The following is a 23,779-nucleotide window of genomic DNA, read 5'->3' as shown; positions in this document are numbered from 1 at the left end:
GACCAGGAACATGACCGGGGCGGCGGTGGCTCTGCTGCTGGGTGCAGCCGTCTGGGCCATGTACCGGCCACGCCTGGAACCGGCACTGCAGCCCAGCAGCCCCGACCGCGGCAAGGTGGAAGCCGCTGCCCCGGTCGGGGTCACCGGCGGTGAGGGCGGAGGGATCAGCGATCCCGCCCTGATGCTCGACCTGGTTGCGGCCATCCTGGTATCCGGACGGCCGCTGCCCACCGCCCTGCGTATCCTCAGTGAATCAGCCGATCCGCAGCTGGCCCGGAGACTGGCCGGTGTGGTCATTGCCCTGGAGCTTGGCTCGGACTGGCAGGAGGCCTGGGTGCTGGCTCTCGCCAGCAGTCCCGCCGCGCCGGGCGGCGAGACACCACAGCTGCATGCAGCTGCGGATGTGCTCCGCCGGGCCCTGGCTTTCGCGGCCTCAAGCGGTGCACCCTCAGCCGCCGTGCTGCATGCCCAAGCCGATCAGATCCGGCGCAGCCGGGCAAGGGAAGCTGAGCGCCGCGCAGCAGAACTGGGCATCCATCTGGTGCTGCCCCTTGGCCTATGTGCGCTTCCGGCATTTATCTGCCTGACGGTGGTTCCGCTGCTGCTCGCGCTGCTTCCCTCCTTCTGACGGGCCTGGGCCCTGCGGGGGACGCGGGGCCATTCTCCTGCGGCCGCTGAACAGATAGGACCCGTTCACAACTTTTGAGGTAGTGGACTATTGCCAATGTCAACAATGCCTCCTACGTTGGGCAAGGATGGCATCGACCGGCGCAATGAGGCACCGGGCGGCTTGGCCCGGTGTGTCCGTGGCGGATGAAGCTGCTCATCGAAACCCAATGGAGGGATGGACATGATCACCAGGTTCAGCGGGGCTTCGCAGGCTCCCGACGGCGGCAGACACCCGCGCCGCCTTGTTTACGCTGCGGCGCTCGCCGCTCTGACGCTGACAACAGGGCTGGTATCCGCTTCTGCGGCGCAGCCCGAGACGTCAAAAAAGATCCCGCAGCTGTCAGCAGCGCAGCCGGGGACCTTGGAAGAATGCGCCGGCCTGGTGTCCTTTGACTACGGGACAACCACCATTGCACGGGCGGAAATAGTTCCCGCCGCCGAACTGACCAACGCCGGTACCCCTGTGGGTGAGCATTGTTTGGTCCAGGGCAGATGAACGAACGCATCAGCCCTGTCGACGGGCAGAAGTACGCGATCGGGTTCGAGATGCGCCTGCCGGCGGACTGGAGCGGCCGCTACCTCTACCAGGCCAATGGCGGAACCGACGGACGGATAGCCCCGGCCGTCGGTGCGATTACGGGCGGCCAGCTGGAGAACGGCCTGCAAATGGGGTTCGCGGTGCTGAGCTCGGACGCGGGCCACAGCGGAGCGCAGAACCCGTTGTTTGGACTCGACCCTCAGGCGCGTCTGGATTATGGCTACCAGGCGGTGGGAACACTGACCCCGATGGCGAAGGAACTGATTGCGGCAGCGTACGGCCGCGGACCCGACCGGTCTTACATCGCGGGCGGCTCGAACGGCGGACGCCACGCAATGGTTGCCTCCACCCGCTACGCGCAGGAGTACGACGGATTCCTGGCCGTCGCTCCCGGCTTCAATCTTCCGCAGGCAGCGGTGGCTCAGCTGTGGGGTGCACAGCAATGGGCAAGCGTGGCCGCTGCCCTGCCGGTGACCGGACCTGCCGACCTTGAAACCGCGTTCCCGGCCGCGGAGCGTCAGCTCGTCGCCAACGCAATTCTGGCCAGGTGCGACGGGCTGGACCGGCTCAAGGATGGGATGGTGCAGAACATCGACGCTTGCCAGGACGTTTTCTCCATCACCCGGGACGTGCCCACCTGCGCTCCGGTACGGGATGGAACATGCCTCACCACCGCGCAGAAGAAGGTCATCGCGGCGGTGTTCGCCGGCGCCCGCAACAGTGCCCGAGAGGAACTGTACAGTTCGTTTCCGCTGGACCCGGGAATCGTTTCGCCGGGTTGGGCCAGCTGGAAGTTCACGAGTTCGATAGACGCCAACCGGGACCCGGTCTCGGTGGGCTTTATTTTCTCGGCCCCGCCGGAGAATGCCAGCATGCTGGAGGACACCCTGGGCTACGCGCTGAATTACGACGTCGACACGCAGGCTCCGCAGATCTTCGCGGCAGACGAGGTGTATACCGAGAGCGCGATGTCCTTTATGACGCCGCCGAACCCAACGCAGCTTGATACGCTCCGCGGCCGCGGAGCCAAGATGATCGTGGTCCACGGCGCTGCGGACGGAGTCTTCTCCTCCGATGACACAGCGGCCTGGTACCGGTCCGTTGACAGCCGCTACAAGAAAAAAGCCGACGAATTCGTCCGCTACTTCGAGGTACCGGGCATGGGTCATGTCCGGGGCGGCCCAGCCACGGACCAGTTCGACGGACTCGGGGCGTTGGTCAACTGGGTTGAAGGCGGAGACGCCCCCGACCGTATGGATGCCACGGCCCGCGGCGCAGGCAACCCCGGCGGCGTCAACCCGGAGATCCCTGCCAGCTGGTCGGCGGACCGCTCCCGGCCGCTCTGTGTGTACCCGTTCACCGCACAGTACAAGAAGGGCGATCCGGAAAGCGCCGACAGCTTCAATTGCGGGAGCAGCAACGGCAACAGCAACGGCAACGGGAACGGCAACGGCAACGGGAACGGCCACGGGAACGGGAACGGCCACGGGAACGGGAACGGCCACGGGAACGGGAACGGCCACGGGAACGGCAATGGCCGTCCCTAGCTGACACCGGGACTTCCGAGCCCTGCACCCGGTCTGTCTGAACCCCGGTTTGCTGCTGATCAAACGGGTCACTGCTCCGGCCCCGCGTCCGTGCGTGGGCCGGAGCATGCTGTTCGAGTCTGGTGGTGAGCTCCGCTGCGGCAGCGGACGCGCCCACCCGGGCTGCACTGTTTCCCGGCAACGCTGCGGATCGCCTGTCCTCCACAACCGACTGGGACCGGGCCGTTATCCAGAATGCCGTTTTTGCCTGAGCCGGTGGCAAGGGGAGGGACCAGAATCGATCCCACGCCGGAGATCTCCCAGACTCTTCCGGCACAGGACAAGAAACGAACAAAGGAGCCCTCCATGTTGTCCCTGCCGTTTGAATCCCCATCGCTGCACACAACACCCCCTGCGCCGGCCGTCACCGGCTTGGCGGAGGAACCCTGCTGCACCCAGTCCGGCTGCACCTGTTCGGATGGGCGGCAGACAACCAGGGCGGGGACCGGAGCCCGGGCGGCTGCAGGCACCGCTACCCCTGCCCGGACTATCGCTCCCGCCCCCGCCAAACACCCTGGCCGGGCACCCGCTAAACACCCTGTACGTGCGAGCGCCAGGGACCGCGCCGGTTCCACGGGCGACCTGGGTCCTGCCGATGAGTCTGCCCTCGCTCCGGTTATTCCACTGCGTCCCCGGCGGCCGGTAACCGCCGTCCCACAGGACCGCGAGGCGGGTATGGCGACGGCCGAGTACGCGATCGCAACGCTGGCTGCCGTGGCCTTCGCCGCGCTGCTGGTTGCCGTATTGAGCAGCGGCGATGTCCGGGAGCTTCTGCTGGCACTTATCCGGGGAGCCCTGAGTTTCGGGTGATTCCGCGGTTCTGCAGCTGTGGAAGGCGGCCCCGGAAGAATTTGAAGTGGCCCAGCCGTGGATGCAGCCCCAGCCGGCCTTCGGGAGAGCAGGGAGCCGTCACAGCCGAGGTGGCCGTGGCCTTGCCAGCTCTGGTGGTCCTGTTAGCTGGGCTATTGACCGGAGCAGCAGCGGGAGTCACCCAGCTCCGGCTTGAGGAAGCGGCCAGCGCAGCGGCCCGGCAGGTCATGCGCGGCGAAGCTTCCGCAGCCGGGGAGACTGTTGCCCGGCTTGCGGGATCACGCGCCGGATTCGAGCTGAGGACGGAGGGCGAGTGGGTCACGGTCTCCGTACAGTCCACCCTCAACGCCCCCTTGCTCGAACACCTTCCGATCACGCTCTCGGCTCAGGCCGTTGCGCTCCCGGAACAGCTGCCCTGACCGTCCTGAGGAAGCAGTCGACTGCTGCCGAGTCACGGATGCTGTTCTTCGCGGGATTCCAAGCACGCTGTGGGGAGCGGAACCGGCGGGGACGGTGCAACCGGCCGAACCGGCGCACCCGGCGGGCGCGGAGCTGCATCCGGAACTTGAAGTCGGAGCCTCGTCCGCGGGATTCTCCGGCACACAGAAAGGCAGGACACGGTGGAATCCCAAGGCGGTACCCGGGAAAGGCAGGGCCTCACAGCAGCGGGTACGTTCCAGCAGACCCGCAACCGGAGGAACCCAGACCAGCTGCGGGGGGACGCAGGAGCCGGAACGGTTTTGAGCCTGGGTCTCTGCCTGGCGGTGATCACCCTGCTCCTGGCCTTGCTGGTTCTGGCCCAAGCCACGATCGGGGCAGCACGTGCTGGTGCAGCGGCCGATCTGGCGGCGCTCGCCGGTGCAGACACTATCCGGGCTCTTCGGGTGGGGGACCCTTGCACGGTCGCAGCAGAGGTCGCCGCCCGGAATGGAGCAGAACTTGGCTCCTGCGCCCCGGATGTGGGAGCCCTTTCCATCACTGTGGACGTCGCCTCATCTGCCGGAAGGCTGCTGCCTTGGGCACCTTCGGCCCGCGCCGGGGCGGGACCGCCCGGATCGCAGTGGCTGCCCGGATCGCAATGACCGCCCGGGCAGCACGGTACCCCGGACCGCAACGGCCGCCGGGGAACCGCCGTGAACAGCAAAATGGCGGCTGCCGGAGTGATCCGGCAGCCGCCAACAGCTCTAGGGAGGATTCAGCGGTTACTGCTCCTGGCCGGGCAGACCTTCGTAGGCCACGTTGCCGGACGCGAGGTTCTCGTCGATAAGAGCGGGCAGGCGGTCCAGGAACGCGTCACGTTCGGTCACCACGTTCTTCATGGCGTCCTCGACGTTCTCCGTGGTGATGGCCGGCATCATGTAGACAGGCTTGGCGTCAACGTCTTCGCCCTTGGCGAGCTTGATGGCCACGGCCAGGCCGGCCGCCATTTCAACCGTGCCGTGCTGCAGCGAGGTCCCGATGAAGTCGCCGTTCTTGACCGCGTTCAGGCCGTCCTCGATGCCGTCGATACCGACGATCGGGACATCCGTGATCCCGGCTTCCTTCAACGCCTGAAGGGCGCCGAGACCCATGTCATCGTTCTGGGAAATAACGCCGTCAATGTCGGCGCCGAAGGCGGAGATCCAGTTGTTCATCTTGTTGACGGCCTCGTCACGCTTCCAGTTGGCCGTGTCCTTCGCCAGCACCTTCACATCCGGGTACTGCGCCAGGACAGAGTCGATTCCTGCGCCGCGGTCGATCTCGCCGGAGCCGCCCAGCGGACCCTGCAGGATCACCACGTTGCCCTTGCCGCCCAGCTTGTCCATCATCATCTGGGCTTCCTGCGCGCCGGCTGCGACGTCGTCAGGCTGCACCGAACCGTCAAGATCATCGTTCTTCAGGGACGCGTTGACGTCCACGAAGGGAATCCCCGCGGCCTTGGCCGCGGCGACCTGGGGCTGCAGCGAGCCCGCCTGGACCGGGTTCACGAGGATCGCGTCAACGCCCTGGTTCACGAACTGGTCCACCTGGTTGGCCTGGGTGTTGACGTCCAGGTTGGCGGAGTTCCAGAGGATCTTCACGTTATTGGCCGCAGCGTATGCGTCGATGCCTTCCTTGCCCTGGGTGACGAAGGAGGACATGTCGTAAACGCTCACACCGATGGTGAGCTGCTCGCCGCCGGCATCGGTGGCACCGGACGCGGCGTTCGGGTCACCGGCACCGCAGCCGGTAAGGACGAGCGAGAAAACTCCCACAGCAGCGATGCTGGTGGCGAGTTTTTGCAGAGGACGGATCATCGTTGACACTCCTGATAGTGGGTTGAGCTGATGAATAGGTGGGGGATGAAAGAAGAGGGGCCGCTATTTGCGGTGTTTGGACGCCCAGACATCAACGGCTACAGCCGCGACAATGAGGATGCCCTTCATAACGTCCTGCCAGTAGGCAGGGACAACCAGCAGATCGAACCCGTTGTTGAGGGTCTGGATGAGCAGCAGACCAAGCGCTGTACCCCAGATGCTTCCGCGGCCGCCCATCAGCGAGGCTCCGCCAATGACGACGGCGGCAATCGCGTCGAGTTCGTAACCGGAGCCCAGGTTCGGAGCGCCGGAGATCACCCGGGAAGCGATCATGATTCCCGAGAGCCCGGCGAGCACCCCGCTGATGGCATAAACGCTGAGCAGGATCCGGGAGCTGTTGACGCCGGCAATTTCGGCAGCGAGACGGTTGCCGCCCACGGCGTAGACCCGCATGCCGTAGGACGTACGCTTCATGATCACGCCAAGGCCGATGATGCTGACGATCATGAGGATCACCGGGATCTTGACGCCGAGGATCTCCGTGTTCGCAAAGCTGCCGAAGCTGTTGGGCAGGCCGTTAATGGGCGCTCCGTTGCCGATCACATAGGCAATACCGGAGGCCAGCGTCATCATGCCCAGCGTGGCAATAAAGGGTGGGACCTTCATATACGCGACCACCAGGCCGTTGATCACGCCCGCCAGCAGGCCGACGGCGACGGCGACCAGGAGGGCCAGCCACACCTGGTCGGGGTTCGATTTGGCGGTAAGCGCCCCGGCCATGGCACTGGCCGCGATAACACTGCCGACGGAGAGGTCGATGCCGCCGGTCAGGATCACCAGGGTCTGCCCCAACGCGATCAGCGCGAACGGCGCCGCAGCGATAAGGATGGTCGCAAGGTTCTCCGGTGTGCCGAAACGCGCGCTGCGGTACAGGAAGAAGCAGATCACCAGCACCATCACCACAACCATGGCGTGGTCGATGAGCAGCTGTTTGATCCAGGGCCCGCTGAAGCGCGCGGGTCCCAGGGAAGCAGGCCTAGCCGTTTCTGCCTGCCCGCTGGGGGAAGCCGGTTTAGTCGTCGTCATTTGCTGTGGTCCTTCTCGGAGTGGGCTTCCTGCCCGGAGGCGAGTCTGAATATGCGGTCTTGGACCTCGGGATGGGAGAGTTCCTCCCGGGAGAGTTCGGCAGCAAAACCGCCGTCGCGCATCACCAGGGTCCGGTGGGTCAGGGAGAGGATTTCGGGCATGTCTGAGGAGGCCATCACCACGGCCATGCCGGACTGCGCGAGGTCGGTGATGATCCGGTAGATCTCGTTGCGGGCTCCAACGTCCACGCCCCGGGTCGGCTCATCGAGCAGCAGCACATCAACGTTCCCGGTCAGCCAGCGCCCCAGCACCACCTTTTGCTGGTTGCCGCCGGAAAGCGTCTCCACCGGCTGGTGCAGGGTGCGGCGGCGCAGCCGCAGGGAGTCCATGACTTCGACGGCGGTTTGGTGCCGTGACTTCCGGTGCAGCCAGCCCGCGGTGGAAAAGGCCGAGATCCGCGGAAGGGTGGTGTTGTCCAGAATGGACATTCCCATGACCGCGCCGGCGCCCTTGCGGTCCTCGGGTACCAGGGCCATGCCGGCAACGATGGAGGCGGCCGGGTTACCCGCCCGGACCTTGGTACCTGAGACGGTGACGGTTCCGGAGGTGCGGGCACGCATACCGAAGATCGTTTCGAGCAGCTCGGTGCGTCCGGCACCGACCAGTCCCGCCAGTCCGAGGATCTCTCCGCGGCGCACCGAGAGGTTCACCGGGTCCCGGTCGCCCACCCGCAGGCCGGTGGCTTCGAGCAGGACCTCGGAGCCGTGGGGGTGGATCTCGGGAAACAGGTCTTCCAGATCGCGGCCGATCATCGCGCGCACAATATCGTCGTCGGTGACGTCCCCGATGGGGCTGTCCGCAACGAGGTTTCCGTCCCGGAGCACGATCACCCGGTCCGACATGGCCCGGATCTCTTCCATCTTGTGGGTGGTGAAGAGCAGCGCCACCCCGTCCGCACGGAGCTGGCGGACCACTGCCGCCAGGCGGGCCACTTCCTTTTCCGCGATGGCGCTGGTGGGCTCATCGAGGAGCAGGACCTTCGCCCCGCGGGTGGTTGCCTTGGCAATTTCGATGATCTGGCGGACGCCGACGGGCAGCGAGCCCATCTGGATCTCCGGGGAGATGTCCAGCCCGAACTTGGCCAGCATGGAACGGGCTTCAGCCTTCATGGCCCGGCGGCGCAGGAATCCGGCACGGCGCAGTTCCCGTCCGATGAACAGGTTCTCGTACACGCTCATGTCCGGGATCGAGGCGAGCTCCTGGGGGACGATGGCGACCCCGAGCTGGTTGGCTGCCTGCGGGTTCCCAACGGGCAGGTGCTCTCCGGCCACGCTGACGCTTCCGCTGTCCGCCCGGTACTGGCCGGAGGCGATCTTCATCAGCGTGGATTTGCCCGCACCGTTTTCCCCTGCGAGGGCGGTCACCGTGCCGGGCTCGAGGGTGAGGGTGATGCCCTTCAGCACCGGAACGCCTGCGAATCCCTTCCTGACGTCAACGCATTCCAGGGCTCCTGTACCGGCAGTCATGAGGCGCTTCCCGGCCGGATCATGGTCTTCAGGCTGGTGGAAGCCGTCGAAATCCGCAGGGCTTCTTCGACGTCATCGAGACCATAGGATCCGGTGACCAGGGAATCCAGGTCCACCCGGCCGGTGCTGACCAGGTCGATGGCGGTGGGCCAGGTATTGGCGTAGCGGAAAATTCCGGTGACCACGAGTTCGCGGTTCTGGATCAGCGGGACCGGGAAGGCAATCTCGTCCGCACCCATGCCGACCAGCACCGCGGTGCCGGCCGGGGCGAGGGCCTCCAGGCCAGCGAGGACCGCAGGGGTGGCGCCGGAGCATTCGAGCAGGGCGTCCACGCCCAGGGTGCGGAGCTCGGCGTCGTCCGCAATGGCGTCCAGTACCCGGTCCGCACCGAACTTCAGGGCCTGGGCGCGGCGGTCGGGGTCCACATCGCTGACGATGACTTCAGTCGCTCCGAAGGCCCGGGCGACCTGCAGGGCGATGATGCCGATCGGCCCGGCGCCGGTGACCAGTACCCGGGTCCCGGCCGTGATGCCGGCCTTGCGGGCGGCGGCAATGCCCACGGACAGCGGTTCCATCAGGGCCGCGGCGTCATCGGAGACGGAGTCCGGGATCCGGAAGGCGAAGTGGGACTGGATGGTGACGTACTCGGCAAACGCACCGTCGATTGGCGGGGTGGCGTAGAACTCCATGTGCGGGCAGAGGTTGTAGGCGCCGGCAAGGGTCTGCCGGCTGGTCGGTGAGGGACGCTGGGGTTCGATCGATACCCGTTCACCGAGCCTGGACTCGGCAACGTCCGAGCCAACGGCCACGATGGTTCCGCCGGCTTCGTGCCCCAGGATCAGCGGGGACTCGACGACGAAATCGCCGATCCGGCCTTCCTTGAAGTAGTGCACGTCGGAGCCGCAGATCCCCACCGCACCAACACGGACGAGGACCTCGTCGGCGGCGGGCGACGGGACGGGACGCGGCTCGACGACGATTTCGCCGGCGCGGCGCAGCACGCTGGCACGCATCTGCGTTGGAAGTGGTTCGCGCATGGGTTTCCTTCTCATGGGTTGCTTCAACGGGCTTCCCGCTGAGCAGAGATGCGCCGTGACGACAGCCACAAGTATGCACCACATTTTCTCACTTGTGCAATTGGTGTGCTCATGTGAGCACAGGTACGCTATGGTGGAAGCCCGCCCCCTGCAAGGAGACGTATTTGGCACCGATTGGCCCCGACGAGCTGGTTCGGCTGGCTCACATTGCCCGCGAACACTACATAGCCGGCAAAACCCGCGTCGAAATTGCAGAGGAACTTGGCCTGAGCCGCTTCAAGGTGGGCCGGCTGCTCGACGACGCCGTGAAGTCCGGGATCGTAACCTTCGATATTTCGGTCCCCGGCCCCGTGGACGTGGAGTGCTCCCTGGAACTGCAGCGGCGGTTCGGCCTCACGCGGGCCGTTGTGGTCCGTACCCCCACGGATGCGTCCGAAGCCGTCCAGGAGGAACTGGGCAGAGTCGGCGCGGAGCTGCTCGCCGAGCTGGCCGCGCCGGATGACGTCATCGGCATGACTGCCGGCCGCACCCTGGGCCGGCTCGCCGATTCCCTGGGCACGCTGCCCGGCTGTGAAGTGGTCCAGCTGGCCGGAGTAGCCGGGCCGATCCAGGCCACCGGGGTGGAAGTCATCCGGCGGGTGGCCGAAGCTTCCCGGTCACGCGGCTGGACCCTGTACGCGCCCATTGTCGCTTCCGACCCGGAGGCAGCGGCAGCCATCCGCCGCCAGCACGATGTCCAGCAGACCATGGAGCAGTATTCCAAAGTCACGCTGGCGCTGGTGGCGATCGGCAGCTGGGCACCCGCCGATTCGCAGTTCTTCGACAACCCGGCGCTGACCGCCGAAGACCACGCAGCTCTCCTGGCCAGCGGCGTCCAGGCCGATATCGGTTCAATCCTGATCGACCGCGAGGGAAAAATCGTCGACGATATCCAGTCCCGCTGCGTGGCCATTAACGACGCAGAGCTGCGGCAGATCCCGGAGGTGATCGGCGTCGCCGGCGGAGCGCTGAAACACGACGCCGTCCGGGCCGCCCTCAAATCGGGGCTCATTGACTCACTTGTCACCGATTCCACCCTTGCCAACCGACTGCTGGAGAAACCATGACCCGCACCGTCGTCGCCGGTATCGATTCATCAACCCAAAGCACCAAGGTGCTGCACGTGGATGCCGAGACAGGCGAGATCCTCAGCAAGACCTCGGCCCCGCACCCCGACGGGACGAGCATTGACCCGGAAGCCTGGTGGGAAGCCCTGCAGTCGCAGGACCGGTTGGAGGACGTAGCCGCGGTCTCGGTCAGTGCCCAGCAGCACGGCATGGTTGCCCTGGACGCCACCGGTGTGCCCGTTCACGATGCCCTGCTGTGGAACGACACCCGGTCCTCGGCGCAGGCGAAAAAGCTCCGGGAAGCCTTGGGAGCGGAGGCGTGGGCACGGGAGATCGGCATCGTTCCGGTCCCCTCCTTCACAGTCACCAAACTCGCCTGGCTGGCCGAAAACCATCCTGACCTCGCCGACCGCGTGCATCAGGTCCTGCTCCCGCACGACTGGCTGACCTGGCGGCTCGCCGGCCGCCCGGAGGAGGCGACCACCGACCGCAGCGACGCTTCGGGCACCGGCTATTATTCGGTTCCCGAAGGCCGCTACCGCAAAGACATCCTGGAACTGGCCTTCGGACGCTCACCGCTGCTGCCCCGGGTACTGGCTCCGAGTGCGACGGCGGGTAAAACCACCTCGGGCGCGCTCCTGGCCGCCGGCTGCGGTGACAATGCCGGAGCGGCACTGGGACTGGGCCTGACACCGGGCGAAGTGGTGGTCAGCATCGGGACCAGCGGCACTGTCTTCGCGCCGTCGGCCGCCCGTATCCAGGACCCCAGCGGCGCCGTGGCAGGATTCGCGGACGCCACCGGCAACAACCTGCCGCTGCTGGCCACGATCAACGCTGCCCGCACCCTGGCCGCCAGCGCCCGGCTGCTCAACGTTGACCTCGCTGCGTTCGATGACCTGGCCTCAGCCGGCGCGCCGGATGCCGGCGGGCTCACCCTCATTCCGTATCTGGACGGCGAACGCACTCCTGACCTCCCGCACGCCACCGGAACAATGACGGGGCTGACCCGGGCGAACCTGACAGCCGAAAACCTGGCCCGGGCGTCCGTCCTGGGCCTGCTCTGCACTCTTTCGGATGCCCTGGACCGGCTGCGCGCGCAGGGAGTTGCCTGCGAACGGGTTGTGCTCATCGGAGGAGGATCGCTGTCCCGTTCCGTCCGCCGGGCGGCAGCGGAGATCTTCAACGCCGAGGTCGTCATTCCTGCCCCTGCGGAGTATGTGGCCCTGGGTGCGGCCCGGCAGGCAGCCTGGGCCCTGAGCGGGGAGGCAGAGCCTCCCACCTGGTCCCGCTCCACGGAAGAAACTCATACCCCCACCGGTGCCTCCTGGGCAGCCGAGGTCCGGGGACGCTTCACGGCGTCCCGCATCGCCGCTTATGGACTGTGACGGTCCGAAGGAATCCATGACTTTTGATGCTGCTGCACGTGCCCTGGACGATTCAGCGAAGATGTTCGACGTCGACGCCGTCCTCTTTGACCTCGACGGAACGCTTATTGACTCCACTGTCGCCACCGAACGTGCCTGGACCCTGTGGGGTGAACGGATGGGGATCGCCGGATACCGGCATACGGCCCACGGCCTGACGGCCCAGACCCTGGTCAACGAACTGGTAGACCCACCCCGGCGGGCGGAAGCGCTCGCACTGATCGCCCGGCTCGAAATTGAAGACACCCGCGGAATCCGGCAGAAGGAAGGCACCCCGGAACTCCTGGCCGCCCTTCCGCCGCAGAACTGGACCATCGTGACCTCCTGCACCCGGGAGCTGGCCCGCGCCCGGATGGCAGCCGCAGGACTGGACTGGCCGCAGCACATCGTGACCGCGGACCAGGTCACCACGGGGAAACCCTCGCCCGAGGGATACCTGCTGGCCGCCGAACGGCTGGGAACGGACATCCGGCGGTGCCTGGTGGTCGAAGACGCTCCGGCCGGCCTGAGCGCCGGCCGGTCGGCAAACGCGCAGACCCTGGGTGTCACCGGAACCTACGGTGCGGAGGAGCTCGACGCCGACGCCGTGGTGGCCTCCCTCAGCCAGCTCACCGTGTCCCGCCAGCCGGGGGAAGCACTCCTGATTGGCGTCCGGGCCCGGTAACAGGAGGAGCTAGCGTCCCGGCCCGGCAGAGACGGTCCCTTCAGCGGCAGCCGGATCCGGAGCATTGGCCAGCAGCACCTCGATCAGGGTGACCGCGCCCTTTTTATCCAGCGGGTTGTTCTTATTGCCGCACTTGGGCGACTGCACGCAGGACGGGCAGCCGCCGTCGCACTCACAGGCCCGGATGGCGTCCCGGGTGGCCGTCAGCCACACGGTCGCGGCCTCGTAGGCGCGTTCGGCGAACCCGGCGCCGCCGGGATGGCCGTCATACACAAAAATGGTCGGCTTGCCGGTGTCAGCGTGCAGGGCCGTGGACACCCCGCCGATATCCCAGCGGTCCGAGGTCGCCACCAGCGGCAGCATCCCGATCGAGGCGTGCTCAGCGGCGTGCAGCGACCCCGGGAAATCCGCCGCCGCCAGCCCCGCCCCGAGGAGCAGCTCCTCGTCGATGATGAACCACACAGCCTTGGTGAAAAGCTCCTTGGCTTCCAGCTCCAGGGGTTCCTCGCCGAGGATCTCATTCGAGACCAGGGCCTTGCGCTGGAAGGACACCACCTGGGTGGTCACCTTCACCGTGCCAAAGCAGACCGTCACCTCACCCCACTGCGAGGTGCGTTCAGTTTCCATCACCTCAATCTGGGTGATGTCCCGGGCCTGGGTGTAGAACTCGGGGTTGCCGCGGGTCACCATGGCGCAGTGGTCGGCCTCGTTCAGTTCATCCACCACGAAACTCTGGCCCTGATGGACGTATACCGCCCCGGTATGTGCCTGGTACTGGCTCTGCGCGGCATCCATGGTGCCCAGCAGGGTTCCGGTGGCCGATTCCACGATGTTGATCGGGCCGCCTCCGCTGGCCCGCAGGTTCACCATCGACGCAGCGCTCTCGGCATGGGTCCAGAACCAGCCGGCCGGGCGGCGGCGCAGGTACCCCTGCGCCACCAGCTGCTCCAGCAGCCCGGCAGCAGTTGGGCCGAACAGCTCCCGCTCGTCCGGCGTCAGCGGCAGCTCGGCTGCCGCCGCACACAGATGCGGACCCAGCACGTAGGGATTCGACGGGTCGAACACCGTCGCTTCCACCGAAATATCGAAGATCGCCTCCGGGTGATGCACCAGATAGGTATCCAGCGGATCGTCGCTGGCCACAAATGCCGCCAGGGCATCCTGCCCCGAGCGGCCGGCCCGGCCGATCTGCTGGAACAGCGACGCACGGGTTCCGGGCCAGCCTGCCACGAGGACGGCGTCGAGCCCGGAAATATCGATCCCCAGCTCCAGCGCCGAGGTGCTGGCAATCCCCAGCAGCTGCCCGCTGCGCAGCTGGTTCTCCAGCTCCCGGCGCTCCTCCGGCAGGTACCCGGAACGGTAGGCCGCCACCCGGCCCGGCAGCGAGGGATGGACTTCCTCCAGCAGGCGCCGGCTGATGGTGGCGATCGCCTCCGCACCGCGCCGGGATTTGATGAAGGCGATGGTGCGGACCTGGGCAGCCACGAGGTTCGCCAGCAGATCCGAGGTTTCGGCGATGACCGTGCGCCGCTCGCGGGCCCCGTTCTCGCCCTTCAGCTCGGTCAGCTGCGGCTCCCAGAGGGCAACCGTCGTGGCGCCGTGCGGGGAATAGTCTCGGGTAAAGGCCTGAACGTCCCCGCCGATCAGCCGGCCGAAGGACTGCGCCGGGTCAGCTGAGGTGGCCGATGCGCCGATGAAAACCGGGTCTGCACCGTAGTAGGCGCAGATCCGCCGCAGCCGGCGCATCAGGTTGGCCACATTGGAGCCAAAAACACCCCGGTAGCTGTGTGCCTCATCGATGATGACGAATTTCAGCCGGCGGAAGAACCGGGCCCACCATGCGTGGTTGGGCAGTACCCCGAAGTGCAGCATGTCCGGATTGGCCAGCACCAGGTTGGCGTGGTCACGGATCCAGCGGCGGGCACCTTGGTCGGTGTCGCCGTCGTAGGTTTCCGCCCGCAGCGTTGGCAGCTGCAGTGATTTCAGAGCGGAGAGCTGGTCCGCGGCGAGCGCCTTGGTGGGGGAGAGGTACAGGGCCACCGAGCCGGTGGGTTCCAGGCTGATCCGGTCGTCCAGGGCGGTGCGGTGGATCTCGTCCAGCACCGGCAGCTGGTAGGCCAGCGACTTGCCCGACGCCGTTCCGGTGGAAATGATCGTGTGCCGGCCTGCACGGGCTGACTCGGCGGCCTCGGCCTGATGCCGCCACGGTGCGTGCACGCCGAGGCGCTCATACGCGGCCAGCACATCAGGGTGGACCCAGCCAGGCCACGGCACCGTCTCCGCCTGCCGGGCCGGAATGGAATGGATGTGGACCAGCTGCTCCGGGTCTGCGCCGCCGCCGAGCAGCGGGATCAGGGAATCGTGTAAGGCCACGCCGCCATTGTCCCACCGGCAGCCCTGCGGCCTGCACTCAAACCCCGCCGGCTCCGCGGCTGGCGAAATCCGTCAGAGCCGCGGTTCGAAGATCATCACGCTGGCCAGCGACTCCCAGCCCAGATAGCGGTACAGTTCCAGCCCGGATTCGGGCGAAATCAGCAGACCCGTCTCGGCGTCGTGTTCCAAGGCCACCGCCGTCAGCGCCCGCATGACATAACTGCCCAAACCTCGGCGGCGGAAGGACGGTTCCGTGGAGATCTTGTCGTACACGGCATAACCGTCAACAACGGCCACATGCCCGCGGGCGGCCGGTTCGCCGTCCATCGTGACGAGCACCGATCCCACTGCCCCGGACCTGGTCGTCTCGGAATCGTAGCCGTCCGGCGGGATGGGGTCCTCGATGTCCTGGCCCTCCATGTCCAGGACCATAAAGACCTCGTCCGTGGAACGAACGGAGAGTCCGTACACGTTCGCCGCCCCGTGCAGTTCACCCACCCGGGAAGTGACGATGGTGAACAGGCGGCTGGCACCCTGCCGGGCCGAGGTGGCCAGGGCGGCAAACTCGTCATGGGAGGGCTCAAGGGCGAAGTACTCCCAATCATTGGTTTTGTCGTGCAGGAAGGCTGCCGGGAACCGACCCTCGTGGCGCATCTGGTACCCGCGGGCGCGGGCCCAGCCGGTAACCCAGGTTTCGAGGAGATCATCGGTTAGCGCGTTCATGAATGAACACTAGCCCGGGAGCCGGACCGGCGGCAGGGCTGATCCCTAAATCGGATTTCCTCCGCCGGTCTACCCTTAAAGGGTGGCTTTGAACCGAATTGCTCTTTATTACGCCTTTACCCCGCTTGCCGACCCGGACGCGATCCGCCTCTGGCAGCGCGCCCTGTGTGAAAAGCTCGGCCTGCGTGGACGCATCCTCATCTCCCCGGACGGCATCAACGGAACGGTCGGCGGTGAGCTCAGCGCGGTTAAGGCCTATGTCAAGGCCACCCGGGAGTACCCCGCGTTCAAGAAGATGGACATCAAGTACTCGGAGGGGTCCGCCGAGGATTTCCCGCGCCTGAGCGTCAAGGTCCGCCCGGAAATCGTCAGCTTTGGCGCTCCCGGAGAGCTGAAGGTAGATGCGAACGGCGTGGTCGGCGGCGGAACGCACCTGCGCCCCGAAGAACTGCATGAACTCGTGGAGAAGAAGAAATCCGAGGGTGAGGAGATCGTCTTTTTCGACGGGCGCAACGCGTTCGAAGCGCAGATCGGCCGGTTCAAGGGAGCCGTGGTCCCGGACGTCTCCACCACCCACGACTTCATCGCCGAGCTGGAATCCGGAAAGTACGACGCCCTGAAGGACAAGCCAGTTGTCACCTACTGCACCGGCGGCGTCCGTTGCGAAGTGCTCTCCGCGCTGATGGTGGACCGTGGTTTCCAGGAGGTGTACCAGATGCAGGGCGGGATCGTCCGGTATGGCGAGACCTACGGCGATCAGGGCCTGTGGGAGGGCTCGCTCTACGTCTTCGACAAGCGGATGCACATGGAATTCACGGACGACGCCGCTGTGATCGGCAGGTGCGTCCGCTGTGAAGCCCCAACGAGCAAGTTCGAAAACTGCTCCAACCTGGCCTGCCGTGAACTCACCCTCTACTGCTCCGACTGCGCTTCCGATCCCTCGACGCTGCGCTGTCCGGAAGGATGCGCTGCCTAGCCCTGGGCTCCGGCCGCAGGGGAGACGATCTCACCGAGGTTGGTGACGGCTTTTTCGAACAGGGCCGCCGGATCGCATCCGTGTGCGGAGTTTTCCTCCTGGGCGAAGCACTGCCAGGCCACCCGCCACGTGCAGGCGATGAGCTCCGCCACCAGCAGGGCAGGCATCTGGTCCAGGAGTTTCCGCTCGACCAGTGAATCGCTCAGGGCCGTGACCATCTGCAGTTCCTGCCGGGCTACTCCCTGCAGCAGCCCGGGCTCGCTCAGGATCAGGCGCGAGATCCGCAGGAACTCATACTGCTCGACCTCGTAGGCGAAGTGCCTCCGGCAGACCTCAATCAGCTCGTGCAGAATCTGGGCGGACGTCAGGGCGGGATGGAGCGGGTGTGTCACCAGTGCCTGGACCAATTCGCCCTGACCCGGCATCGCGGCAGACTCCTTGGAATCGAAGTAGCGGAAGAAGGTGCGCTCTGAGATGCCGGCCCGTTCAGCGATCCGGGCAACCGTGGTGGCCTCGAATCCTGCGGTTTCCAGCAGGTCCAGCGTCGCCCGCTGAATCTCGCCCCGGGTAGCTGCCTTGCGGTCGTCCCGTATTCCCATTCCGCGCTCCTCCCTGCCTTCGTGTGACTGTGCCGGGCTCCGTTCAGCCCGTTTGTTTTCTGTCACAGTATGCCACGTTTGGTTAAAAATACTGTCAGTGTGTGACACAATCTACGAGTTCCAAAATACCCAGGAAGAGGAAGCATTTGAGTCACGACAGTCCCGCAGCCCCAGCAGTAGAGCGGCCGCACACCGCCGCGCCCCCCGCGGTATCCAACAAGCAGTTGACGGGAATCATCGGGGCGCTGGCCCTGGCGGCCTTCCTGATGATCCTGAACGAAACTGTCCTGACCGTCGCGCTGCCTTCAATCATGGTGGACCTGGACGTCTCAGCAGCTGCGGGCCAGTGGCTGACCACCGGCTTCCTGCTGACCATGTCCATCGTCATCCCCACCACAGGGTTCCTGCTGCAGCGGTTCACCACGCGCAGCCTGTTCGTCTTCGCGCTGCTCAGCTTCCTGGCGGGCACCCTCATGGCGATTTTCGCGCCGAGCTTCGTTTTCCTGCTGATCGCCCGGATTATCCAGGCCGTCGGCACCGCCATCGTCCTGCCCCTGCTGATGACCACCACGCTGACACTGGTTCCCGTGCGGAAACGTGGAGCCATCATGGGGCTGAACTCGATCGTGATCTCCGTGGGGCCGGCCATCGGGCCGACCGTGTCCGGCGCGATCGTGAACTCCTTCAGCTGGCACTACATCTTCGTGATGATGGCCCCGCTTGCCGTGCTCATCCTCATCGTCGGCATCATCTTCATTAAGATCCCGTCCAGCACCCGCAAAATCCCGGTGGACGTACTCTCCGTGATTCTCTCCGCGTTTGCCTTCGGCTTCCTCGTCTACGGTATTTCCAGCGTGGAGCATGCAAGCGAGAATATGCTGCTGACCATCGCCGCCTTCGTGGTTGGCCTGGCCGGACTTGCCCTGTTCGTCCGGCGGCAGATCCGCCTGACCCGCACGGGCCGGGAGCTCCTGAACCTCACCCCGTTCAAGAACCGCACGTTCACGTTCAGCGTGATGATGATCATGATTGCCATGGGCACCCTGCTCGGAACCGTCGTCCTGCTGCCGATCATTCTTCAGACCGGCAACGGCCTGAGCACCCTGAGCATTGGACTGATGCTTCTGCCCGGCGGCCTGGTGCAGGCTGTCGTCGCTCCGATTTTCGGCCGGGTCTACGACCGCTTCGGCCCCCGGCCAGTCCTGATTCCCGGTGCTGCCATGCTGGCGCTGGGCCAGTGGCTTTTCGTTACGGTAAATACGGATACCGAACTGTGGATGTTCATGGTCAGCCATGTTGTCTTCAGCATTGGCCTGGCCATGCTGATGACCGGGCTGCTCGCTTCCGCCATGGCTTCCCTCGAACCGCGCCTCTATGGCCACGGATCCGCCATCTTCAACACCGGCCAGCAGCTGGGCGGTGCCATCGGAACGACCATCTTCGTGACCGTTATGTCCCTGCTGTCGGCCGGAAAGCTCGAGGCCGGGTCGGACCTGGCGACGGCTCTGTTCTCCGGAGCGCATGTGTCCTTCCTGATCGGCGCCATCCTGGCCACCATCGGCCTGGTGCTCGCACCGTTCATTAAGGTCTCGAAGCAGCACTGACCACCCTCCTGCCCGCAGGACAGGTACGGCCCGCATGGACATCCATGCGGGCCGTACCTGTTCGGGCAGCCTGGCGGCGCGGCCTGACTCCGTGCCGGGAGGACACGCGGCGGAACCTAGACTGGAGCGGTGACTGATTTTTCCCGGATCCCGGGTGCTCCGCAGAGCTCGAACCTTCCGCTGTTGTCCGGCCTTGCCGCTGACCTGCAGGACGCCGGTTACACGGTGGACGGAGTCGCCGCCTTCCTGGGAGAGGAAGCCAGCGCCGCGCTGGGCCGGGAGCAGGTGGTTCCGGCGCTGCTGGTGTGCCGCGCTGCCGCCGAAGCCGGGACCCCGGCACCTGTGGCTGCCGCTGTGCTGCTGTGGCTGGCCGGGGAATCTGTGGCCCCGGCCCGGCTGGATGCCGCGTTCCCCCGAACCGGCGCCGCCGGTCTGCTGGAGCTTGGGCTGGCCGAAGGTGATCCGGAGGCTCCGGAACTGCTGCGGGCCGCCGTTGACCTGCGGCCCTACGCTTTTGACGGCGCGGTGAACGACGGCGCTGCCTCCACAACGGACGGGACCGCCCTGGCGGACGACGGTGCTGCAGCAGGCGCTGATTCGGGGGACGGCGACGGCGGCCCCACGGCCGGCGTCCAGCTCTGGGTGGCCAGCGATCTCGGCGCGCACCAGCGGCCCGGGGTCCTGCCGCATGACCATGTCCTGGGGATCGGGCAGGCGTCCCTGTCCCTGGCCCAGCTGACCGTCCGCCGACCGGTGGAGCGCGCCCTGGACCTGGGAACCGGCTGCGGCATCCAGGCCTTCCACCTGCTGGGCCACGCCGGCCACGTCACCGCAACTGACATTTCCGAGCGGGCGCTGGGATTTACCCGCTTTAATCTGCTCCTGAATGCCGGCGCGCTCGGCATCGATCCGGCCTTCCCGGAACGCCGCATCGACCTGCGGCTGGGCAGCATGCTGGAACCGGTGGCGGGGGAGCGGTTTAACCTGGTGGTCTCCAACCCGCCGTTCGTGATTACGCCGCGCCCATTCGAAGAAACCGCCGAAGAACGCTTCACCTACCGGGACGGTGGACTGGCCGGCGACGGCATTGTCGAAGGACTGTTCCGGAACCTGGAGTCAGTCCTGGCACCCGGCGGCACGGCCCAGATGCTCGGCAACTGGGAAATCCAGGACGCAGCGCCTGCGCAGGATCAGGATCAGGAAACGAACGAAACCCACAGCGGATGGAATGCCCGGCTGCGCTCCTGGCTTCCGGACACCATGGATGCGTGGGTTATCCAGCGGGAGACCCTCAGCCCGGCGGAATATGCCGAAATGTGGCTGCGGGATGCGGCGGAGAACCGCGACAAGAACGAATACGCCGCCTCCTACGCCGCCTACCTTGAGGACTTTGCCTCCCGGGGCACCACCGCCGTCGGCTTCGGAATGGTCTGGATGCGCCAGCGGAAGGATCCGGCTGCAGCCCCGCTGCGCCGTTTCGAGGAAATCACCCACCAGCTCGAGTCGCCGATTGGCCCGCACCTGGGTGCCGCCGTCGACCTCTTCGACTGGGCCGCAGCCCATCCTGACCTTGCCGGGGAACACCTGGTGGCTGCCGGGGACGTCACGGAGGAACGCCACCAGCGTCCCGGCGCCGAACACCCCGGCGTCATCCTGCTGCGGCAGGGAGCCGGCCTGCGGCGGACCAACCTGATGAGCACCGAGCTCACCGGATTCGTCTCTGCCTGCGACGGCGACCTGCCCGCCGGGGCGATCATTGCGGCCCTCGGCGCGCTGCTGGGCCGGGACGATCCGGAATTTGCCGCAGGACTCGAAACAGAAGTGCGCAATCTCATCCTCGACGGTTTCCTGCTGCCCGCACAGCCCTAACAGCACCGCGCGGAATTGGGGGTGCGTCGGCGGGCCTGACCGGTTGAGGTTACCCTTGTGCTTGGGAAAACCCCATACTGTCTTAGGATGAGCAGGCCAGCGGTCCTTTCCGCGCCTCCCTCATTTTCATTTGATCTACCCCGTACGTAGGAGAACAGTGCCAGTTAAGGCAACGGACAAGTCGGCCGGCAAAAAGAAGAAGTTGGTAATTGTCGAGTCCCCGGCCAAGGGCAAGACCATCGCCGGGTACCTCGGCGAGGGGTTCGAAGTGACCGCCTCCATGGGGCATATCCGCGACCTTCCCCAGCCCTCGGACCTTCCTGCGGAGCTGAAGAAGAGCTCGCTGGGCAAGTTCGCCGTCGACGTTGAGAAGGACTTTGAGCCGTATTACGTCGTCTCCGCCGACAAGAAGAAGAAGGTCGCCGAGCTCAAGGCCGCGCTCAAAGACGCCGACGAACTTTACCTCGCAACTGACGGTGACCGCGAAGGCGAAGCCATCGCGTGGCACCTGCTTCAGGTCCTGAAGCCGAAGGTACCCGTCCACCGCCTGACCTTCCCCGAAATCACCAAGGAAGCCATCCAGCGCGCGCTGCTGGAAATGCGGGACATCGACATCTCCATGGTCGACGCGCAGGAAACCCGCCGCATCCTGGACCGCCTGTACGGCTATGAGATCTCCCCGGTGCTCTGGCGCAAGGTCGCCCGGGGACTGTCCGCCGGCCGCGTCCAGTCCGTTGCCACCCGTCTGGTGGTGGAACGCGAACGCGAACGCATGGCCTTCCGCTCCGCGTCCTACTGGGACCTGCTGGGCACCTTCGCCACCGCCTCCTCGGAGACCTTCAAAGCCCGCCTGACCTCGGTCGACGGCGCCCGGATCGCCACCGGCAAGGACTTCACCGACCGCGGTGAGCTCAAGTCCAAGAGCGTCACCCACCTGGACGAGGCAGCCGCCGTATCGCTGGCCGCCGGCCTGGAATCGGCGTCGTTCTCAGTCCGTTCGCTGGAGACCAAGCCCTACACCCGCCGTCCGGCAGCGCCGTTCACCACCTCCACGCTGCAGCAGGAAGCCAGCCGCAAGCTGCGTTTCTCCTCCCGTGTGACCATGCAGGTGGCGCAGCGGCTGTATGAAAACGGCTACATCACTTATATGCGTACCGACTCCTCCTCGCTGTCGGACCAGGCCATCAACGCTGCACGCCGCCAGGCTTCGGAGCTTTACGGGCCCGAATACGTGCCCGAGGCCCGCCGCGTATACAAGGGCAAATCCAAGAATGCGCAGGAAGCCCACGAGGCCATCCGCCCCGCGGGTGACTCCTTCCGCACCCCGGCACAGGTTGCGTCCTCGCTGCGCGGCGACGAGTTCAAGCTCTACGAACTGATCTGGAAGCGCACCGTCGCCTCCCAGATGGCAGATGCCAAGGGCTCGACGGCGTCCGTCAAGCTGGGTGCCGTGTCCGCGGACGGGCGCGACGCCGAGTTCTCGGCCTCCGGAACGGTTATCACCTTCCGCGGTTTCATGGCTGCGTATGAAGAGGGCCATGACGCTTCCCGGGAAGACGAGGAAGGCGCCGGCGACAGCCGCCTGCCGATCCTGAAGAAGGACGATCCGCTGAAGGCAGCGGAACTCGCTGCCGCCGGCCACGAGACCTCGCCGCCGCCGCGCTTCACTGAAGCCTCGCTGGTCAAGATGCTCGAAGAGCTCGGCATCGGCCGGCCGTCCACCTATGCGGCGACCATCTCCACCATCATGGACCGCGGTTACGTGACCAGCCGCGGCCAGGCCCTGGTCCCGAGCTGGATCGCCTTCTCCGTGGTGCGCCTGCTCGAAGAGCATTTCACCGACTACGTGGACTACGACTTCACGGCCGAACTCGAAGAAGATCTGGACCGGATCGCCCGCGGCGAAGCCGGCCGGGTGGAATGGCTGAACCGGTTCTACTACGGCGACCGCGTCGAGACCGGCCTCCACACCATCGTTAACGATCTGGGCGAGATCGACGCCCGCGCGGTGAACTCGATTGAGATCGCCGACGGCATTGTGCTGCGCGTGGGCAAGTTCGGCCCGTATTTGGAACGCCCGCTGCCCGCGGACGCTCCCGAAGGCACCGAGCCGGACCGTGCCAACGTGCCCGAGGACCTGGCACCGGATGAGCTGACCGCCGAAAAGGCGATCGAACTCATGAACAGTGCCGGCCCCGAGGAACGTGTGCTCGGCGAGGACCCGGAAACCGGGCGCACCATCGTGGCCCGCAACGGCCGCTACGGTCCCTACGTCATCGAACTGATCCCCGAGCCCACGGCCGAGGAACTGGCCAACCAGCCGGTGGAGTACTACAAGAACGGGAAGCCCAAGCCCCCGAAGAAGCCGGTCAAAGTCAAGCCGCGCACCGGTTCGCTCTTCAAGTCCATGAGCGTGGAGACGGTCACCCTGGAGGAGGCCCTGAAGCTGATGCGCCTGCCGCGCGTGCTGGGCACCGACGCTGAGGGCAACGAGATCACCGTGCAGAACGGCCGGTTTGGTCCGTACCTGAAAAAGGGCACGGACTCCCGCTCGATCGGCTCGGAGGAGGAGATCTTCACGATCACCCTGGAGCAGGCGCTGGAGATCTACTCGCAGCCCAAGCAGCGCGGCGGACGCCAGGCCGCTGCTCCGCTGGCGGAGTTCGGCACCGACCCCGTGTCGGAGAAGCCCATTGTGGTGAAGGACGGACGCTTCGGCCCGTACATCACCGACGGCATCACGAACATCACGGTTCCTCGCTCCACCGCGATCGAGGAACTCACGCGGGAACAGGCCGTGGAACTGCTGGCCGAGAAGCGCGAGAAGGGGCCGGCCAAGAAGCCTGTCCGTAAGCGCGCTACGGCGAAGAAGTAGGCCGATGCCGGCTGCCGGGCGTTTGCTCCGGGTCCCTG

At 66.1% G+C, this 23,779-nt stretch carries 20 protein-coding genes; 13 read left to right on the top strand and 7 right to left on the bottom strand.

What is annotated here, in order from left to right:
* The first annotated feature begins 10 nt into the window (after positions 1-10).
* The 6 genes from ArtHe_RS11765 to ArtHe_RS11740 all read left to right on the top strand — a co-directional run bounded on the left by ArtHe_RS11765 (position 11) and on the right by ArtHe_RS11740 (position 4,685).
* Positions 11-628, top strand: a complete 618-nt coding sequence (locus ArtHe_RS11765) for a type II secretion system F family protein (protein ID WP_248317059.1) — start codon at positions 11-13, stop codon at positions 626-628.
* A 222-nt stretch (positions 629-850) separates the two neighbouring features.
* On the top strand, positions 851-1,165 hold the full coding sequence (locus ArtHe_RS11760; RefSeq protein WP_248317058.1) for a hypothetical protein: 315 nt from the start codon (positions 851-853) through the stop codon (positions 1,163-1,165).
* Positions 1,162-2,754 (top strand): tannase/feruloyl esterase family alpha/beta hydrolase, encoded by a 1,593-nt coding sequence (locus tag ArtHe_RS11755; RefSeq protein WP_248317057.1) that lies wholly within the window; start codon positions 1,162-1,164, stop codon positions 2,752-2,754. The genes ArtHe_RS11760 and ArtHe_RS11755 overlap by 4 nt, the downstream gene beginning before the upstream one ends.
* Before the next feature lie 234 nt (positions 2,755-2,988).
* Positions 2,989-3,603, top strand: coding sequence for a DUF4244 domain-containing protein (locus tag ArtHe_RS17880; RefSeq protein WP_349238352.1), 615 nt, complete (start codon positions 2,989-2,991; stop codon positions 3,601-3,603).
* Positions 3,600-4,022: a TadE family type IV pilus minor pilin gene (locus ArtHe_RS11745; RefSeq protein WP_349238351.1), complete on the top strand. Its 423-nt coding sequence runs from the start codon at positions 3,600-3,602 to the stop codon at positions 4,020-4,022. Before ArtHe_RS17880 ends, ArtHe_RS11745 begins: the two co-directional genes overlap by 4 nt.
* A 201-nt stretch (positions 4,023-4,223) precedes the next feature.
* On the top strand, positions 4,224-4,685 hold the full coding sequence (locus tag ArtHe_RS11740) for an Rv3654c family TadE-like protein (RefSeq protein ID WP_282568684.1): 462 nt from the start codon (positions 4,224-4,226) through the stop codon (positions 4,683-4,685).
* Between the two features lie 120 nt (positions 4,686-4,805).
* On the opposite strand, the gene ArtHe_RS11735 is transcribed toward ArtHe_RS11740, so the two are convergent.
* The 4 genes from ArtHe_RS11735 to ArtHe_RS11720 form a co-directional block, all read right to left on the bottom strand.
* Positions 4,806-5,879, bottom strand: coding sequence for a substrate-binding domain-containing protein (locus ArtHe_RS11735; protein WP_191747613.1), 1,074 nt, complete (start codon positions 5,877-5,879; stop codon positions 4,806-4,808).
* A gap of 63 nt (positions 5,880-5,942) precedes the next feature.
* Positions 5,943-6,965: an ABC transporter permease gene (locus ArtHe_RS11730; RefSeq protein WP_248317055.1), complete on the bottom strand. Its 1,023-nt coding sequence runs from the start codon at positions 6,963-6,965 to the stop codon at positions 5,943-5,945.
* Positions 6,962-8,491, bottom strand: coding sequence for a sugar ABC transporter ATP-binding protein (locus tag ArtHe_RS11725; RefSeq protein ID WP_248317054.1), 1,530 nt, complete (start codon positions 8,489-8,491; stop codon positions 6,962-6,964). The genes ArtHe_RS11730 and ArtHe_RS11725 overlap by 4 nt, the downstream gene beginning before the upstream one ends.
* A complete protein-coding gene (locus ArtHe_RS11720; protein WP_248317053.1) occupies positions 8,488-9,528 on the bottom strand; it encodes an NAD(P)-dependent alcohol dehydrogenase in 1,041 nt (346 codons plus the stop codon). Before ArtHe_RS11720 ends, ArtHe_RS11725 begins: the two co-directional genes overlap by 4 nt.
* A 164-nt stretch (positions 9,529-9,692) precedes the next feature.
* Between ArtHe_RS11720 and ArtHe_RS11715 the strand changes: the two genes are divergently transcribed.
* The 3 genes from ArtHe_RS11715 to ArtHe_RS11705 are packed head-to-tail and all read left to right on the top strand — an operon-like array spanning position 9,693 to position 12,722.
* Positions 9,693-10,634: a sugar-binding domain-containing protein gene (locus ArtHe_RS11715; RefSeq protein WP_066296497.1), complete on the top strand. Its 942-nt coding sequence runs from the start codon at positions 9,693-9,695 to the stop codon at positions 10,632-10,634.
* Entirely contained in the window at positions 10,631-12,019 is a 1,389-nt protein-coding gene (xylB, locus tag ArtHe_RS11710; protein ID WP_248317052.1) for a xylulokinase, read from the top strand. The genes ArtHe_RS11715 and xylB overlap by 4 nt, the downstream gene beginning before the upstream one ends.
* 16 nt (positions 12,020-12,035) lie before the next feature.
* Positions 12,036-12,722, top strand: coding sequence for an HAD-IA family hydrolase (locus ArtHe_RS11705; protein ID WP_248317051.1), 687 nt, complete (start codon positions 12,036-12,038; stop codon positions 12,720-12,722).
* A 9-nt stretch (positions 12,723-12,731) separates the two neighbouring features.
* On the opposite strand, the gene ArtHe_RS11700 is transcribed toward ArtHe_RS11705, so the two are convergent.
* Positions 12,732-15,095 carry a DEAD/DEAH box helicase gene (locus ArtHe_RS11700; RefSeq protein ID WP_248317050.1) on the bottom strand — a complete coding sequence of 788 codons (2,364 nt, stop codon included), beginning with the start codon at positions 15,093-15,095 and terminating at the stop codon, positions 12,732-12,734.
* A 72-nt stretch (positions 15,096-15,167) separates the two neighbouring features.
* Entirely contained in the window at positions 15,168-15,818 is a 651-nt protein-coding gene (locus ArtHe_RS11695; RefSeq protein WP_248317049.1) for a GNAT family N-acetyltransferase, read from the bottom strand.
* A gap of 82 nt (positions 15,819-15,900) precedes the next feature.
* Between ArtHe_RS11695 and ArtHe_RS11690 the strand changes: the two genes are divergently transcribed.
* A complete protein-coding gene (locus ArtHe_RS11690) occupies positions 15,901-16,794 on the top strand; it encodes a rhodanese-related sulfurtransferase (protein WP_248317048.1) in 894 nt (297 codons plus the stop codon).
* Here ArtHe_RS11690 and ArtHe_RS11685 read toward each other — a convergent pair.
* Positions 16,791-17,393 carry a TetR/AcrR family transcriptional regulator gene (locus tag ArtHe_RS11685; RefSeq protein WP_248317047.1) on the bottom strand — a complete coding sequence of 201 codons (603 nt, stop codon included), beginning with the start codon at positions 17,391-17,393 and terminating at the stop codon, positions 16,791-16,793. The two genes, ArtHe_RS11690 and ArtHe_RS11685, sit on opposite strands and share 4 nt — an antisense overlap.
* Before the next feature lie 146 nt (positions 17,394-17,539).
* Here ArtHe_RS11685 and ArtHe_RS11680 point away from each other — a divergent pair, with 146 nt between their 5' ends.
* The 3 genes from ArtHe_RS11680 to topA all read left to right on the top strand — a co-directional run bounded on the left by ArtHe_RS11680 (position 17,540) and on the right by topA (position 23,741).
* The gene (locus ArtHe_RS11680; RefSeq protein ID WP_248317046.1) at positions 17,540-18,997 is read left to right on the top strand and encodes an MDR family MFS transporter; all 1,458 of its coding nucleotides are present in this window, start codon (positions 17,540-17,542) and stop codon (positions 18,995-18,997) included.
* 129 nt (positions 18,998-19,126) lie between these two features.
* Positions 19,127-20,866, top strand: a complete 1,740-nt coding sequence (locus tag ArtHe_RS11675; protein ID WP_248317045.1) for a methyltransferase — start codon at positions 19,127-19,129, stop codon at positions 20,864-20,866.
* Positions 20,867-21,023: 157 nt separating this feature from the next.
* Positions 21,024-23,741 (top strand): type I DNA topoisomerase, encoded by a 2,718-nt coding sequence (gene topA / locus ArtHe_RS11670; protein WP_248317044.1) that lies wholly within the window; start codon positions 21,024-21,026, stop codon positions 23,739-23,741.
* Positions 23,742-23,779: the final 38 nt, after the last annotated feature.

It is taken from the genome of Arthrobacter sp. Helios (genome assembly GCF_023167125.1).
Lineage (GTDB): Bacteria > Actinomycetota > Actinomycetes > Actinomycetales > Micrococcaceae > Arthrobacter_B > Arthrobacter_B luteolus.
This window is presented reverse-complemented; position numbering and strand designations above follow the sequence as displayed.